Origin of the sequence: Flavobacterium sp. MMLR14_040 (genome assembly GCF_033657265.1) — a bacterium.
In the GTDB taxonomy this organism is placed as follows: Bacteria; Bacteroidota; Bacteroidia; order Flavobacteriales; family Flavobacteriaceae; genus Flavobacterium.
In genome coordinates this window covers 57,882-73,158 of the sequence record NZ_JAWVWO010000025.1, presented here as the reverse complement: position 1 = coordinate 73,158, position 15,277 = coordinate 57,882, and the positions used below count along the sequence as shown (strand labels likewise).

The 15,277-nt window shown below is 35.2% G+C and carries 12 protein-coding genes and 4 tRNA genes; all 16 read left to right on the top strand.

All coding sequences use genetic code 11. The annotated features are described in order from the left end of the window. Positions 1 to 219: 219 nt before the first annotated feature. The 16 genes from rpsU to rpoC all read left to right on the top strand — a co-directional run bounded on the left by rpsU (position 220) and on the right by rpoC (position 15,277). Positions 220 to 414 (top strand): 30S ribosomal protein S21, encoded by a 195-nt coding sequence (gene rpsU, locus SD960_RS21615; RefSeq protein WP_035684969.1) that lies wholly within the window; start codon positions 220 to 222, stop codon positions 412 to 414. 151 nt (positions 415 to 565) lie between these two features. Continuing rightward, positions 566 to 1,459, top strand: coding sequence for a tyrosine-type recombinase/integrase (locus tag SD960_RS21610; RefSeq protein WP_318805929.1), 894 nt, complete (start codon positions 566 to 568; stop codon positions 1,457 to 1,459). 33 nt (positions 1,460 to 1,492) lie between these two features. Next, positions 1,493 to 1,795, top strand: a complete 303-nt coding sequence (hpf, locus tag SD960_RS21605; RefSeq protein ID WP_318805928.1) for a ribosome hibernation-promoting factor, HPF/YfiA family — start codon at positions 1,493 to 1,495, stop codon at positions 1,793 to 1,795. Positions 1,796 to 1,886: 91 nt separating this feature from the next. After that, a tRNA-Thr gene (locus SD960_RS21600) sits at positions 1,887 to 1,960 on the top strand. Between the two features lie 54 nt (positions 1,961 to 2,014). Continuing rightward, a tRNA-Tyr gene (locus SD960_RS21595) sits at positions 2,015 to 2,095 on the top strand. Between the two features lie 90 nt (positions 2,096 to 2,185). Next, positions 2,186 to 2,257, top strand: a tRNA-Thr gene (locus SD960_RS21590). A 54-nt stretch (positions 2,258 to 2,311) separates the two neighbouring features. Further along, positions 2,312 to 3,499: an elongation factor Tu gene (gene tuf / locus SD960_RS21585; protein WP_007807448.1), complete on the top strand. Its 1,188-nt coding sequence runs from the start codon at positions 2,312 to 2,314 to the stop codon at positions 3,497 to 3,499. A 58-nt stretch (positions 3,500 to 3,557) separates the two neighbouring features. Next, a tRNA-Trp gene (locus SD960_RS21580) sits at positions 3,558 to 3,628 on the top strand. Between the two features lie 18 nt (positions 3,629 to 3,646). Further along, on the top strand, positions 3,647 to 3,844 hold the full coding sequence (gene secE / locus SD960_RS21575; RefSeq protein ID WP_041517377.1) for a preprotein translocase subunit SecE: 198 nt from the start codon (positions 3,647 to 3,649) through the stop codon (positions 3,842 to 3,844). Between the two features lie 11 nt (positions 3,845 to 3,855). Then, positions 3,856 to 4,407: a transcription termination/antitermination protein NusG gene (gene nusG / locus SD960_RS21570; RefSeq protein WP_029273444.1), complete on the top strand. Its 552-nt coding sequence runs from the start codon at positions 3,856 to 3,858 to the stop codon at positions 4,405 to 4,407. A 67-nt stretch (positions 4,408 to 4,474) separates the two neighbouring features. Further along, the gene (gene rplK / locus SD960_RS21565; RefSeq protein ID WP_029273445.1) at positions 4,475 to 4,912 is read left to right on the top strand and encodes a 50S ribosomal protein L11; all 438 of its coding nucleotides are present in this window, start codon (positions 4,475 to 4,477) and stop codon (positions 4,910 to 4,912) included. A 13-nt stretch (positions 4,913 to 4,925) separates the two neighbouring features. Then, positions 4,926 to 5,615 carry a 50S ribosomal protein L1 gene (rplA, locus tag SD960_RS21560; RefSeq protein WP_017496725.1) on the top strand — a complete coding sequence of 230 codons (690 nt, stop codon included), beginning with the start codon at positions 4,926 to 4,928 and terminating at the stop codon, positions 5,613 to 5,615. Positions 5,616 to 5,637: 22 nt separating this feature from the next. After that, positions 5,638 to 6,141 carry a 50S ribosomal protein L10 gene (rplJ, locus tag SD960_RS21555; RefSeq protein WP_318805927.1) on the top strand — a complete coding sequence of 168 codons (504 nt, stop codon included), beginning with the start codon at positions 5,638 to 5,640 and terminating at the stop codon, positions 6,139 to 6,141. A 92-nt stretch (positions 6,142 to 6,233) separates the two neighbouring features. Continuing rightward, complete coding sequence (gene rplL / locus SD960_RS21550) at positions 6,234 to 6,605, top strand: 50S ribosomal protein L7/L12 (protein ID WP_007807437.1); 372 nt, start codon at positions 6,234 to 6,236, stop codon at positions 6,603 to 6,605. 265 nt (positions 6,606 to 6,870) lie between these two features. Then, positions 6,871 to 10,683 (top strand): DNA-directed RNA polymerase subunit beta, encoded by a 3,813-nt coding sequence (gene rpoB / locus SD960_RS21545; RefSeq protein WP_115843049.1) that lies wholly within the window; start codon positions 6,871 to 6,873, stop codon positions 10,681 to 10,683. Between the two features lie 283 nt (positions 10,684 to 10,966). Continuing rightward, positions 10,967 to 15,277 (top strand): DNA-directed RNA polymerase subunit beta', encoded by a 4,311-nt coding sequence (rpoC, locus tag SD960_RS21540; RefSeq protein ID WP_318805926.1) that lies wholly within the window; start codon positions 10,967 to 10,969, stop codon positions 15,275 to 15,277.

The window sequence follows — 15,277 nt, the reverse complement described above, 5'->3', positions numbered from 1 at the left end:
ATAAAGAATAAAGAATAAAGAATAAAGAATAAAGAATAAAGAATAAAGAATAAAGAATAAAGAAATTCCTATTGTTCTTTTTATAATGGCTGATTTTCAGGCTGCTCTATTCTCTTTTTTCTATATTCTATTTTCTTTTAAAATAATTTAGAATTTATAACTCATAATTCATAATTAATGTTTACTTTTGCAACCTTAACGAGAGGAGGTGTCTATATTATGTTAATTATACCAATTAAAGACGGAGAAAATATCGATAGAGCATTAAAGCGCTATAAAAGAAAATTTGATAAAACAGGAACTGTTCGTCAACTAAGAGCACGTACTGCTTTTATTAAGCCTTCTGTTATCAAAAGAGCTCAAATTCAAAAAGCTGCTTACATCCAAAACTTGAGAGATAGTTTAGAAAGTTAGTATTAGGCTTTTCAAAAATAATTACCGTTAGTTATCAAATTTTGATGCTAACGGTTTTTTTTATGCTTAATTTTGAGGTAAATAAGATTTTGAAGATATTATATTAGATGTAATATTGGGTTTTTGTGTAAAGTAAAAAGAGTTTATTCTTATGAAATCAAATAAAGAAGCGTTTCGTGATTATCTTCAATTCGAAAAAAAATATTCTCCGCATACTGTTAATGCTTATTTGAACGATGTGATGTTTTTTGAAGATTTTAATAAAACTCATTTTGAACAGGATAATATTGATCAGGTAAATTATAGTCAAATCAGGAGTTGGATTGTTTCTTTGGTTGATCAGGATATTTCTAATGTTTCTGTTAATAGAAAAATGGCTTCTTTGAAGTCTTTTTATAAGTTTCTTTTAAAGACAAAGCAAATAGATGTAAATCCGATGCTTAAACATAAAGCATTGAAAACTCCTAAAATTGTCCAGATTCCTTTTTCAGAAAAAGAGCTTACAGATTTAATTCAGGAAGTAGATAATCCGATAGGATTTGAAGAAATAAGGGATAAGCTTATTGTTGAGATGTTTTATACAACCGGAATGAGAAGGGCGGAGTTGATAAGTTTGATGTTGCGTAATGTAGATTTGTCTTCTGATGTTATTAAGGTTTTAGGGAAAAGAAATAAAGAGCGTATTATTCCGCTTTTACCTGTTATTGTTGATCAGATTAAGTTGTATTTAAGTGAGAGAGTTTTGGTTGAGGATATCATTGATGATGAATATTTTTTTATTTCAAAAAAAGGGTTAAAATTGAGCGAATCTTTTGTGTATCGATTAATAAATTCTTACTTTAGTAAAGTCTCTGAGAAGGTGAAAAAAAGTCCGCATGTGCTTCGGCATACTTTTGCAACTCATCTTTTAAATAATGGAGCAGATTTAAATTCAGTTAAAGAATTATTAGGACATTCGAGTTTAGCGTCTACGCAAGTTTATACTCATAATAGTTTAGCAGAACTTAAGAAGGTATATACAAATGCGCATCCGAGAAATAAATAGTAATTCTTAATGTTTAACCCTAAAATTAGTATTATGAAGGTAGATGTTCATGCCGTTAACTTTACTGTTGACAGAAAGTTGGTTGATTTTATTCAGGAGAGAATGGATAAATTAGAAAAATATTACGATCGAGTTGTCTCGGCCGACGTTTTTTTAAAAGTAGAAAGAACAAGTGATAAGGAGAATAAGGCGGTAGAGATTAGGATTAATGTTCCCGGAGACGAATTTTTGGTTAAAAAGCAATGCAAAACATTCGAAGAAGCAGTAGAGCTTTCAGCAGAATCTTTAGAACGTTTGCTGGTAAAAAGGAAAGAAAAAATAAGAGCACACATATAATTGAAAATTTTTTTCGAAAAATGTTTTGATACAAAGATAAAATAGCTACATTTGCAGTCCGTTAGAAATAGCGGACTTTTTTATTGATATTGCCAGCGTAGCTCAGTTGGCTAGAGCAGCTGATTTGTAATCAGCAGGTCGTGGGTTCGAGTCCCTCCGCCGGCTCTAAATATTTCAAATGCGATTTGAAATTGTTCATGCAATTATTGATAAAAAAAAGGGGAGATACTCAAGCGGCCAACGAGGGCAGACTGTAAATCTGCTGTGTGAACTTCGCAGGTTCGAATCCTGCTCTCCCCACAAAAAAAAAGAAGTTAAGATTTTGGATTGTAGGTTTTGGATTTATAAAATCTGAAATTTAAATTCAAAAATCTAAAATCAGAACTCTCTGCCGACTTAGCTCAGGGGTAGAGTGCTTCCTTGGTAAGGAAGAGGTCACGGGTTCAATTCCCGTAGTTGGCTCAAGTAAGTAGGAAATTGAAATTAATATATAACTAAGATTAAAAATTAAGTAAAATGGCAAAGGAGAATTTTAATCGTTCCAAACCGCACTTAAACATAGGTACAATTGGACACGTGGATCACGGAAAAACTACATTAACTGCAGCAATTACAAAAGTATTGTCTGATGCTGGTTACTGTCAAGCAAAATCGTTTGATCAAATCGATAACGCTCCAGAGGAGAAAGAAAGAGGTATTACTATTAATACATCACACGTAGAGTATGAAACAGCTAACCGTCACTACGCTCACGTTGACTGTCCAGGTCACGCGGATTACGTAAAGAACATGGTTACTGGTGCTGCTCAAATGGACGGAGCTATCTTAGTAGTTGCTGCTACAGATGGTCCAATGCCACAAACTCGTGAGCACATCCTTTTAGGTCGTCAGGTTGGTATTCCAAGAATCGTTGTTTTCATGAACAAAGTGGATATGGTTGATGATGCTGAATTGTTAGAGCTTGTTGAAATGGAAATTAGAGATTTATTATCTTTCTACGAATATGATGGAGATAATGGTCCTGTAGTTCAAGGTTCTGCTTTAGGAGGATTGAATAATGATCCTGCTTGGGTACCAAAAATCATTGAATTAATGGAAGCTGTTGATGCTTGGATCGAAGAGCCAGTGCGTGACGTAGCAAAACCATTCTTGATGCCGGTTGAAGATGTATTTACAATTACTGGTCGTGGAACTGTTGCTACAGGTCGTATCGAAACAGGTATTGCTAATACAGGAGATCCAGTTGAAATCATTGGTATGGGAGCTGATAAATTAACTTCTACTATTACAGGAGTTGAGATGTTCCGTAAAATCCTTGATAGAGGTGAAGCTGGAGATAACGTAGGTTTATTGTTAAGAGGTATTGATAAAGAATCTATCAAAAGAGGAATGGTTATCATTAAGCCAGGATCAGTAAAACCACACGCTACTTTCAAAGCTGAGGTTTATATCTTGAAAAAAGAAGAAGGTGGACGTCATACTCCATTCCATAATAACTACCGTCCACAGTTCTACGTACGTACAACTGACGTAACAGGAGTTATTACTTTACCAGAAGGAGTAGAGATGGTAATGCCAGGAGATAACTTAACTATCAATGTTTCTTTATTAAGCCCAATCGCAATGAGCGTAGGTTTACGTTTCGCTATCCGTGAAGGTGGTAGAACAGTAGGAGCTGGTCAGGTTACTGAAATCGTAGGATAATCCTATAAAAACTATAAAAAGCCAGTTGTTTTCTTAATGAAATCACTGGCTTTTAATTACGGGCGTAGTTCAAGGGTAGAATAGCGGTCTCCAAAACCGTTGATGGGGGTTCGAATCCCTCCGCCCGTGCAATATAAAATATATCAAATGACAAAAGTTACTAATTATTTATCAGAGGCTTTCGAAGAGTTAAAGTCAAATGTTACTTGGCCTGCTTGGGCTGAGGTTCAAAAATTGACAATTGTTGTAGCTGTATTTTCAGTTCTATTCGCTTTGGCAACATGGGGAGTAGATGAATTTTTTGCAAAAGCTTTGGCTGGATTTTTTAACTGGTTAAAAGGATAATTTTTTTTGTGATGGCAGATAATAATGTGAAAAAATGGTATGTGGTAAGAGCTGTAAGCGGACAAGAAAATAAAGTCAAAGCTTATATCGAAACCGAAATTGCCAGATTAGGTATGGGTGATTATGTTTCCCAAGTTTTAGTGCCTACAGAAAAAGTAGTTACTGTAAAAGAAGGAAAGAAAATGTCTAAGGATAAAGTTTATTTTCCTGGATATGTTATGATCGAAGCCAATTTAGTTGGTGAGATACCTCATATTATTAAGTCTATTACTAGTGTAATTGGATTTTTAGGTGAGATCAAAGGTGGAGAACCTGTTCCTTTGAGGCTTTCTGAAGTAAATAGAATGTTAGGTAAAGTGGATGAGTTAGCTGTTAATACAGATACTCGTGCTATTCCTTTCAACTTAGGAGAAACTGTTAAAGTGATCGATGGTCCATTTAACGGATTTAACGGAACAGTTGAAAAAATCAATGAAGAAAAGCGTAAACTTGAAGTTATGGTTAAGATTTTCGGAAGAAAAACACCATTAGAATTAAGTTTTATGCAAGTTGAAAAAGTATAATTTTTTGTTACATATATAATAACCATTGTAATCGCTTCCATTGATTGCAGTGTTAAATTTTTTAAAAATGGCTAAAGAAATTAGTAAGGTAGTTAAACTACAAGTTAAGGGAGGTGCTGCGAATCCGTCGCCACCGGTTGGACCTGCTTTAGGAGCTGCTGGGGTAAACATCATGGAGTTTTGTAAGCAATTTAATGCTAGAACTCAAGATAAACCTGGCAAAATATGCCCAGTGCAAATCACTGTGTATAAAGACAAATCATTCGATTTTGTTGTTAAGACTCCTCCAGCAGCGGTTCAGTTAATGGAAGCTGCAAAGCTAAAATCTGGTTCTGGTGAGCCTAATCGTAAAAAAGTAGCTAGTGTTACTTGGGAACAAATTAGAGCAATTGCTGATGACAAAATGCCTGACTTAAATGCATTCACTATTGAGGCTGCAATGAGTATGGTTGCTGGAACAGCTAGATCTATGGGTATAACTGTATCAGGAGAAGCTCCTTTTTAATTAAGAAAAAGACATGGCAAAATTAACAAAAAAGCAAAAAGAGGCTGCTTCAAAAATTGAAAAGAACAAACTATATTCTCTTAAAGATGCTGCGGCATTATTAAAAGTAGTTGCTTCTGCAAAATTTGATGAGTCTGTTGATATCGCAGTTCGTTTGGGTGTAGATCCAAGAAAAGCGAATCAAATGGTTAGAGGTGTGGTTACATTACCTCACGGAACAGGTAAAGACGTTAAAGTATTAGCATTGGTTACTCCAGATAAAGAAGCGGAAGCTAAAGAAGCTGGGGCTGATTATGTTGGTCTTGATGATTATTTACAAAAAATTAAAGATGGTTGGACAGATGTTGATGTTATCATCACTATGCCAGCTGTTATGGGTAAATTAGGTCCATTAGGTCGTATTTTAGGACCTAGAGGTTTAATGCCAAACCCTAAAACAGGTACTGTAACTATGGATGTTGCAAAAGCTGTTGCAGAGGTTAAAGCTGGTAAAATTGACTTTAAAGTTGATAAAACTGGTATCGTTCATGCAGGAATTGGTAAAGTTTCTTTTGGAGCTGAGCAAATTGTTGACAACGCACACGAAATTATTCAAACATTAATAAAACTTAAGCCAACTGCTGCTAAAGGTACCTACATTAAAGGTATTCACCTTACAAGCACTATGAGTCCTGCAATTGCATTGGATCCAAAAGCAGTATAATTGGTAGTTAAAAATTTTTAGTATGACTAGAGAAGAAAAATCAATCGCGATTGAAAATTTAACTGCGCAGTTAGCTGGTACAAATATCATTTATGTATCTGATATTTCTGGATTAAACGCAGAGACAACTTCAAACTTACGTAGAGCTTGTTTTAAAGCAGGTATCAAATTAGAAGTTGTAAAGAACACTTTGCTTGCAAAAGCAATGGAAGCTTCTGCTAATGATTATGGTGATTTACCTTCAGTATTGACTGGTAACAGTGCTATATTTATTTCTGATGTAGCTAACGCTCCTGGAAAAATTATTAAAGATTTCCGTAAGAAATCTGATAAACCAGTTTTAAAAGGTGCTTTCATTAATAATGAAATTTATATTGGAGATAATCAATTAGATGCATTAGCAACTATTAAATCTAAAGAAGAACTTCTTGGAGAACTTATTGGATTATTGCAATCACCAGCACAAAGAATTATTTCTGCTTTACAAAACAAATTCGCAGGTAGCGAAGAAGAAACTGAAGCATAATAATTATTGTAAGGAATTTAATTTCCTTGCAGCTTAGATAAGCGCACAATAAATAAATTATATTTTACAAATCATTTTAAACGATAGAAAAAATGGCAGATTTGAAACAATTCGCAGAACAATTAGTTAACCTAACAGTTAAAGAAGTTAACGAATTAGCAACAATATTAAAAGACGAGTATGGTATCGAGCCTGCTGCTGCAGCTGTAGTAGTTGCTGCTGGTGGTGGAGAAGGTGCTGCTGAAGAAGCACAAACTGAATTTACAGTTGTATTGAAAGAAGCTGGTGCTTCTAAATTAGCAGTTGTAAAATTAGTTAAAGAACTTACAGGTTTAGGTTTGAAAGAAGCTAAAGATGTAGTTGACGGTGCTCCAAGTAACGTTAAAGAAGGTGTTTCTAAAGAAGAGGCTGAAGGTCTTAAAAAATCATTAGAAGAAGCTGGAGCTGTAGTTGAACTTAAATAAGTTTACTCGGTTTTAAGAACTAGGTTTAGGTCTTGAGTTAAAGCTCAATGGCCTAAACCATTTTTCGTATAATAAAATAGATCAAGTTTTATTATCAAATAGTTTAAAATACGAAAAAGTTTTTGATCAATACGAAGAAAAAAAATTGAACTGAATTTTACGAGTTTATTTTTAAAGATGTATTGATTATAATAAGAAAGTATAGATTAAACAGTGTGTGTTTACACAAAAAATTACTTTTTTTTAATCAAAATTTTGTCCATTGATGATAACAAATCAGACTGAAAGATTGAATTTTGCCTCTACAAAAAATATCCCTGACTATCCGGATTTCCTAGATGTTCAGGTTAAATCTTTTAAAGATTTCTTTCAATTAGAAACTAAATCTGACGAAAGAGGCAACGAAGGGTTATACAACACCTTCATGGAAAACTTTCCAATTACAGATACAAGAAACAACTTTGTATTGGAATTCCTAGATTATTTTGTTGATCCGCCACGTTATACAATTCAAGAATGTATAGAGAGAGGTCTTACTTATAGTGTGCCTTTAAAAGCAAGGTTAAAACTATATTGTACAGATCCAGAACACGAAGATTTTGAAACAATTGTACAAGATGTTTATCTTGGAACAATACCTTATATGACTCCAAGTGGTACCTTTGTTATTAATGGTGCCGAGCGTGTAGTAGTGTCACAATTACACCGTTCTCCTGGGGTTTTCTTTGGACAGTCATTCCACGCAAATGGAACAAAACTTTATTCTGCCAGAGTAATTCCTTTTAAAGGATCCTGGATAGAATTTTCTACGGATATCAACAGCGTAATGTATGCTTATATCGATAGAAAGAAAAAATTACCGGTTACAACTTTATTCCGTGCAATTGGGTTTGAAAGAGACAAGGATATCCTTGAAATTTTCGACTTAGCTGAAGAAATTAAAGTTTCTAAAACAGGTATTAAGAAATATATTGGAAGAAGACTTGCTGCGCGTGTATTGAACACTTGGCACGAGGATTTCGTGGATGAAGATACCGGAGAGGTAGTTTCTATCGAACGTAACGAAATCATCCTTGATAGAGATACTATTATCGACAAAGATAATGTTGAAGAAATCATCGATTCTAACGTTAAATCTATTTTGTTACACAAAGAGGATAATAACCAAGCAGATTATGCTATTATTCACAATACGCTACAAAAAGATCCAACAAACTCTGAAAAAGAAGCTGTAGAGCACATTTACCGTCAGTTGCGTAACGCTGAACCGCCTGATGAGGAAACTGCTCGTGGTATTATCGATAAATTGTTCTTCTCTGATCAACGTTATAACTTAGGTGAAGTTGGTCGTTACAGAATGAACAAAAAACTTGGTTTAGATATCCCAATGGAAAAGCAAGTGCTTACCAAAGAAGATATCATTACCATTGTAAAATATTTGATTGAATTGATCAACTCTAAAGCAGAGATTGATGATATTGATCACTTATCAAACCGTCGTGTTAGAACAGTTGGTGAACAATTGTCTCAACAATTCGGTGTTGGTTTAGCACGTATGGCGAGAACTATTCGTGAGAGAATGAACGTTAGAGATAACGAGGTGTTTACACCAATTGATTTGATTAATGCTAAAACATTATCATCAGTTATCAACTCTTTCTTTGGTACTAACCAGTTATCTCAATTTATGGATCAAACGAATCCATTAGCTGAGATTACACACAAAAGAAGATTATCTGCACTTGGACCTGGTGGACTTTCGAGAGAGAGAGCTGGTTTCGAGGTTCGTGACGTTCACTATACGCACTATGGTCGTTTATGTCCGATTGAAACTCCAGAGGGACCAAACATTGGTTTAATTTCATCTCTTGGTGTTTATGCAAAAGTTAACGGAATGGGTTTCATCGAAACTCCATACCGTAAAGTAACTAATGGTGTAGTTGATTTAGAAAGTACTCCAATTTACTTAAGTGCTGAAGAAGAAGAAGGAAAAATGATTGCTCAGGCAAACATTGAAATGGATGAAAATGGTAAAATTACAGCTAGCAATGTTATTGCTCGTGAGGAAGGTGACTTCCCGGTTGTTGAACCATCTGTAGTTCATTATACAGACGTTGCTCCTAACCAGATTGCTTCGATTTCGGCTTCATTGATTCCTTTCCTGGAACATGATGATGCGAACCGTGCATTGATGGGATCGAACATGATGCGTCAGGCAGTTCCTTTGATCCGTCCTGAAGCACCAATTGTAGGTACAGGTTTAGAGCGTCAGGTAGCTTCAGATTCAAGAGTATTAATCAATGCTGAAGGGCACGGAACTGTTGAATATGTTGATGCTAATATCATTACTATTAAATACGATCGTACAGAAGACGAAAGAATGGTTAGTTTTGATGCAGATGAGAAAACATACAACTTAATTAAATTTAGAAAAACCAATCAAGGTACAAGTATCAACTTGAAACCAATCGTAAGAAAAGGTGACAGAGTTATTCCTGGACAGGTATTATCAGAAGGATATGCTACTCAAAATGGTGAATTAGCTTTAGGTAGAAACTTAAAAGTTGCGTTCATGCCATGGAAAGGGTATAACTTTGAGGATGCGATTGTAATTTCTGAAAAAGTAGTTCGTGATGATATTTTTACTTCTATCCACGTTGATGATTATTCGTTAGAGGTTAGAGATACTAAGTTAGGAAATGAAGAGTTAACAAACGACATTCCTAACGTTTCTGAAGAAGCTACTAAAGATTTAGATGAAAACGGTATGATCAGAATTGGAGCAGAGGTTAAACCTGGCGACATTTTGATTGGAAAAATTACACCAAAAGGAGAATCAGATCCTACTCCGGAGGAGAAATTGCTTCGTGCAATCTTCGGTGATAAAGCAGGTGATGTAAAAGATGCTTCATTAAAAGCTTCTCCATCTTTACACGGTGTAGTTCTTGACAAAAAATTATTTGCAAGAGCCGTAAAAGATAAACGTAAACGTACTCAGGATAAAGATGCTTTAGGCGCTTTAGAAATGGAGTTTGAAACTAAATTTGTTGAGTTAAAAGACAGATTGGTTGAAAAATTATTCCTGATCGTTAACGGAAAAACATCTCAGGGTGTAATGAATGATTTGGGTGAAGAAGTTTTACCAAAAGGTAAAAAATATACTCAAAAAATGCTTTACGCAGTAGAAGATTTTGCTCACTTAAGCAAAGGTCAATGGGTTGCTGATGACGCTACTAATAAAATGGTTAATGATTTGATTCATAACTATAAAATTAAGCTGAACGACTTACAAGGATCTTTAAGAAGAGAAAAATTCACTATTACAGTTGGAGATGAATTACCATCTGGAATCTTGAAATTAGCAAAAATTTATATCGCTAAAAAACGTAAACTGAAAGTAGGGGATAAAATGGCAGGACGTCACGGTAACAAAGGTATTGTTGCTAGAATCGTTCGTCATGAAGATATGCCTTTCCTTGAAGACGGAACACCGGTAGATATCGTATTGAATCCACTTGGGGTACCTTCACGTATGAACATTGGTCAAATTTATGAAACTGTTCTTGGATGGGCTGGTATGAACTTGGGTAGAAAATTTGCTACTCCAATTTTTGACGGTGCTTCTTTAGATCAAATTAATGAATTAACTGATGAAGCTGGAGTACCACGTTTCGGACATACACACCTTTATGATGGTGGTACTGGAGAGCGTTTCCATCAAGCAGCGACTGTGGGTGTAATTTACATGCTTAAATTAGGACACATGGTTGATGATAAGATGCACGCACGTTCTATCGGACCATACTCGTTGATCACTCAACAGCCACTTGGAGGTAAAGCTCAATTTGGAGGTCAGCGTTTTGGAGAGATGGAGGTTTGGGCACTTGAAGCTTATGGAGCATCAAGTACACTTCGTGAAATCTTGACAGTTAAATCGGATGACGTTATTGGTAGAGCTAAAACTTACGAGGCTATCGTTAAGGGTGAGTCTATGCCAGAACCAGGATTACCAGAATCATTCAATGTATTAATGCATGAATTGAAAGGTCTTGGACTTGACATTCGTTTAGAAGAATAAAAAAAGTTTTCAGTTGCAGTCTCAGTTTTCAGTTTACTCTGAAAACTGAGACTAAAGCTGTTTTAATAAATTAAGGTTTTTAGGATTTATACCCGTAACCCGTTCCGATTTTTTATATAAACCCTAAGCGTTTTATAATTAGCACTTCAAAATAATAATGAGGTTTGAAGTTTAGAGAAGTAACCCGAGGTAGTAGTTTACTGAGTAATTTTCGCTTAAAGCGGAAAAAAATCAGAAATCTAAAATCAATTTTTTAATTGCAAATAAATCAATAGTAAAAACTATGATGAATAATAGAAATAATAATAAGGATAAAAATCCAGTTAAAAGATTTAATAAAATCTCAATTGGATTGGCTTCACCGGAATCTATCTTGAAAGAATCAAGAGGAGAGGTGTTGAAACCAGAAACAATCAACTACAGAACTCATAAACCAGAGCGTGACGGACTTTTCTGTGAAAGAATCTTCGGACCTGTTAAGGATTTTGAATGTGCTTGTGGTAAATATAAAAGAATTCGTTACAAAGGTATTATCTGTGACCGTTGTGGTGTTGAAGTTACTGAGAAAAAAGTACGTCGTGACAGAGTAGGACACATCAACCTTGTTGTGCCAATTGCTCACATCTGGTATTTCCGTTCTCTTCCTAACAAAATTGGTTATATCCTTGGTCTTCCATCTAAGAAATTAGACATGATCATTTACTACGAAAGATACGTGGTAATTCAAGCTGGTATTGCTAAAAATGCAGATGGAGAATCATTACAAAGATTAGATTTCTTAACTGAAGAAGAATATTTAAATATTTTAGATACTCTTCCGCAAGAAAACCAATATTTAGATGATATGGATCCTAATAAATTTGTTGCCAAAATGGGAGCAGAATGTATTATGGATTTATTAGCTCGTATTGATTTAGATGCTTTATCTTATGAATTAAGACACAGCGCTAACAATGAGACATCTAAACAACGTAAAACTGAAGCTTTAAAAAGATTACAAGTTGTTGAGTCTTTCCGTGAGTCTAACTTAAACCGCGAAAATCGTCCTGAGTGGATGATTATGAAAGTGGTTCCTGTTATTCCGCCAGAATTACGTCCGCTTGTGCCACTTGATGGAGGTCGTTTTGCAACTTCAGATTTAAATGACTTATACCGTCGTGTAATCATCCGTAACAATCGTTTGAAAAGATTAATGGAGATTAAAGCTCCTGAAGTTATCTTAAGAAACGAAAAACGTATGTTGCAGGAATCTGTAGATTCATTGTTTGATAACACTCGTAAAGCTTCTGCAGTTAAAACAGAATCTAACAGACCATTAAAATCATTATCTGATTCCTTAAAAGGTAAGCAAGGACGTTTCCGTCAAAACTTACTTGGAAAACGTGTGGATTATTCTGCTCGTTCGGTAATTGTTGTTGGTCCCGAATTAAAATTATTCGAATGTGGATTGCCAAAAGATATGGCATCTGAATTATACAAACCTTTCGTTATCCGTAAATTGATTGAAAGAGGTATTGTTAAAACAGTAAAATCTGCTAAGAAAATTATAGACAAAAAAGAGCCTGTAGTTTGGGATATCCTTGAAAATGTAATTAAAGGTCACCCAGTATTACTTAACCGTGCTCCTACATTACACAGACTTGGTATTCAAGCTTTCCAGCCAAAATTAATTGAAGGAAAAGCGATCCAATTGCACCCATTAGTATGTACGGCTTTCAACGCCGATTTTGATGGGGATCAGATGGCAGTTCACTTGCCATTAGGACCAGAGGCTATTTTAGAGGCACAATTATTAATGTTGGCTTCTCACAATATCTTAAACCCTGCAAACGGTGCTCCAATTACTGTACCTTCTCAGGATATGGTCTTGGGTCTATATTATATGACCAAAGAACGTATCTCGACACCAGAACATGTAATTTTAGGTCAAGACTTAACATTCTATTCTGCTGAAGAAGTAAATATTGCATTAAACGAAGGAAGATTAGAATTGAATGCTCGTGTGAAAATTAGAGCTAAAGATTTTAATGATGCTGGGGAATTAGTGTACAAAATTATTCAAACAACTGCAGGACGTGTATTATTTAACGAAGTAGTACCTGAAGCAGCTGGATATATCAATGATGTATTGACTAAGAAAAACCTTAGAGATATTATCGGACACATTTTAAGTGTGACTGATGTACCTACAACGGCAGCTTTCTTGGATAATATGAAAGATATGGGGTATAAATTTGCATTTAGAGGAGGTTTATCTTTCTCTCTTGGTGATATTAGAATCCCAGAACAAAAAACTAAATTAATTGCAGATGCCAGAGAGCAAGTTGAAGGTATTTCTGTGAATTATAACATGGGTCTTATTACAAATAACGAACGTTACAACCAAGTTATTGACGTATGGACTTCAGCAAATGCTCAGTTGACAGAATTAGCAATGAAAAATATTAGAGAAGACCAACAAGGTTTCAACTCTGTATATATGATGCTTGACTCTGGGGCGAGGGGTTCTAAGGAACAGATTCGTCAGTTAACAGGTATGCGTGGTTTGATGGCTAAGCCTAAAAAATCTACTGCTGGTGGTGGTGAGATTATTGAAAACCCGATTCTTTCTAACTTTAAGGAAGGTCTTTCGATTCTTGAGTACTTTATTTCTACTCACGGTGCTCGTAAAGGACTTGCGGATACGGCTCTTAAAACTGCCGATGCCGGATACTTAACAAGAAGACTTCATGACGTTTCGCAAGATGTTATTGTTAACATCGAAGATTGTGGAACTTTAAGAGGTGTTGAAGTTTCTGCTTTGAAGAAAAATGAGGAAATCGTTGAATCATTAGGAGAAAGAATTTTAGGACGTGTTGCATTACAAGACGTTATAAATCCACTTACTAATGAAGTAATGGTTCAATCAGGTCAACAAATTACTGAGGCAATCATGAGAACTATCGAAGCTTCTCCGATTGAAAGAGTAGAGGTTAGATCTCCATTAACTTGTGAAGCTTTAAAAGGTATTTGTGCTAAATGTTACGGTAGAAACTTAGCTACCGGAAAAATGACACAAAGAGGTGAAGCTGTTGGAGTTATTGCAGCTCAGTCTATTGGTGAGCCAGGTACACAGTTAACACTTCGTACGTTCCACGTTGGAGGGGTTGCCGGAGGTATTTCTGAAGAATCTAGTATTGTTACAAGATTCAACGGTAGACTTGAGATTGAAGATTTAAAAACTGTTAAAGGTGAGGACAGCGAAGGTAATGCGGTTGATATCGTAGTATCACGTTCAACTGAATTAAAATTAGTTGACGAGAAAACTGGAATCGTCTTAAATACACACAACATTCCTTACGGTTCTAGTATCTTTGTTAAAGATGGAGAAACTGTTACTAAAGGATCTGTGATCTGTAAATGGGATCCATATAATGGTGTAATTGTTTCTGAATTTACTGGTAAGATTGCTTACGAGGATTTAGAGCAAGGACAATCGTTCATGGTTGAAATCGATGAACAAACAGGATTCCAGGAAAAAGTAATTTCTGAAGCAAGAAATAAAAAATTAATTCCAACTTTATTGGTTTACGGTAAAGAAGGTGAATTGATTCGTTCGTATAACTTACCAGTAGGAGCACACCTTATGGTTGAGAACGGTGAGAAAATTAAAGCAGGTAAAGTATTAGTAAAAATCCCACGTCGTTCTTCTAAAGCAGGCGATATCACGGGAGGTTTACCAAGAATTACGGAGTTGCTTGAGGCTCGTAACCCTTCAAACCCAGCGGTTGTATCTGAAATTGACGGTGTTGTTTCTTTTGGAAAAATTAAAAGAGGTAACCGTGAAATTGTTATCGAATCTAAATTTGGTGAGATTAAAAAGTATTTAGTTAAACTTTCAAGCCAAATCTTAGTTCAGGAAAATGACTTCGTAAGAGCGGGAGTACCATTGTCTGACGGTGCAATTACACCAGATGACATCTTAAGAATTCAAGGTCCGGCTGCTGTTCAACAGTATTTGGTAAATGAAATTCAAGAGGTATACCGTCTACAAGGGGTAAAAATTAATGACAAGCACTTTGAGGTAGTTATTCGTCAAATGATGCGTAAAGTAAGAGTTCAAGATCCAGGAGATACATTATTCCTAGAAGACCAATTAATTCACACTAAAGATTTTATCGTTCAAAACGACAAATTATATGGTATGAAAGTAGTTGAAGACGCTGGAGATTCTGCTGTATTGAAACCAGGTCAAATTATTACACCTCGTGATTTACGTGATGAAAATTCATTGTTGAAACGAAATGATAAAAATCTTGTTGTAGCAAGAGATGTAATTACCGCAACTGCAACGCCAGTTTTACAAGGTATTACAAGAGCTTCGCTACAAACTAAGTCATTCATCTCTGCTGCTTCGTTCCAGGAAACAACAAAAGTACTTAACGAAGCTGCTGTAGCTGGTAAAGTAGATGATTTAGAAGGATTAAAAGAAAATGTAATTGTTGGACACAGAATTCCTGCGGGAACTGGTATGAGAGAATATGATAATACTATCGTAGGATCTAAAGATGATTACAATGAAATGATGGCTAATAAAGAAGAATACATTTATTAA

Excerpts from the sequence above, each read along its gene's own strand:
- rpsU (WP_035684969.1), top strand. The coding sequence starts at position 220 with ATGTTAATTATACCAATTAAAGACGGAGAAAATATCGATAGAGCATTA.
- SD960_RS21610 (WP_318805929.1), top strand. The coding sequence starts at position 566 with ATGAAATCAAATAAAGAAGCGTTTCGTGATTATCTTCAATTCGAAAAA.
- hpf (WP_318805928.1), top strand. The coding sequence starts at position 1,493 with ATGAAGGTAGATGTTCATGCCGTTAACTTTACTGTTGACAGAAAGTTG.
- tuf (WP_007807448.1), top strand. The coding sequence starts at position 2,312 with ATGGCAAAGGAGAATTTTAATCGTTCCAAACCGCACTTAAACATAGGT.
- secE (WP_041517377.1), top strand. The coding sequence starts at position 3,647 with ATGACAAAAGTTACTAATTATTTATCAGAGGCTTTCGAAGAGTTAAAG.
- nusG (WP_029273444.1), top strand. The coding sequence starts at position 3,856 with ATGGCAGATAATAATGTGAAAAAATGGTATGTGGTAAGAGCTGTAAGC.
- rplK (WP_029273445.1), top strand. The coding sequence starts at position 4,475 with ATGGCTAAAGAAATTAGTAAGGTAGTTAAACTACAAGTTAAGGGAGGT.
- rplA (WP_017496725.1), top strand. The coding sequence starts at position 4,926 with ATGGCAAAATTAACAAAAAAGCAAAAAGAGGCTGCTTCAAAAATTGAA.
- rplJ (WP_318805927.1), top strand. The coding sequence starts at position 5,638 with ATGACTAGAGAAGAAAAATCAATCGCGATTGAAAATTTAACTGCGCAG.
- rplL (WP_007807437.1), top strand. The coding sequence starts at position 6,234 with ATGGCAGATTTGAAACAATTCGCAGAACAATTAGTTAACCTAACAGTT.
- rpoB (WP_115843049.1), top strand. The coding sequence starts at position 6,871 with ATGATAACAAATCAGACTGAAAGATTGAATTTTGCCTCTACAAAAAAT.
- rpoC (WP_318805926.1), top strand. The coding sequence starts at position 10,967 with ATGATGAATAATAGAAATAATAATAAGGATAAAAATCCAGTTAAAAGA.